1 protein-coding gene is annotated in these 535 nt (G+C 45.4%); it reads right to left on the bottom strand.

The window, feature by feature from the left end; translation table 11 throughout:
* Positions 1-295: 295 nt before the first annotated feature.
* Positions 296-535, bottom strand: a 240-nt coding sequence (gene orn, locus A3761_RS06490; protein WP_156491680.1) for an oligoribonuclease, incomplete at its 5' end; no start/stop codon positions are given.

The raw sequence follows: 535 nt of genomic DNA on the forward strand, positions 1-535 counted from the left end.
ACACCTGAAGAATGCCAGGCACTGATTGCAGGACTTAAGCGCCTAATCGTGGGATCAGAGTAAAAATAGCTTTTTTTACTCTGACCCGAATGGCACTTACTTAAGCTGAATTGCACCCATTTTACAGGGAAATATTATTCCTCTTTGCAGCGAAGCGCTCCGTGCCCTCTGTGGTTAAGAGGGCTTAATCCTAAAGATCAAAACCCCAAAAACGAACCCACCACAGAGGACACAGAGCGGCCGGAGGCCTGCACGGAGAAACCAAAAGAAGGGTTCTTAAAGGAGTGGCACTTACTTAGGCTTTAATAAAGTGCTCCCGGTAATATTTTAGCTCTTCAATCGAATCTCGAATATCATCAAGTGCCAGGTGAGTACCTTGTTTTTTTAAGCCTGATTGAATCTCTGGTTTCCAGCGCCTAACTAGCTCTTTCAATGTACTGACATCCAGGTTCCGGTAATGAAAGAAGGCTTCTAGCTCCGGCATATACTTCACCAAGAAGCGCCGATCCTGACCAATGGTATTTCCGCAAATTGG

It is taken from the genome of Oleiphilus sp. HI0123 (assembly GCF_001635315.1).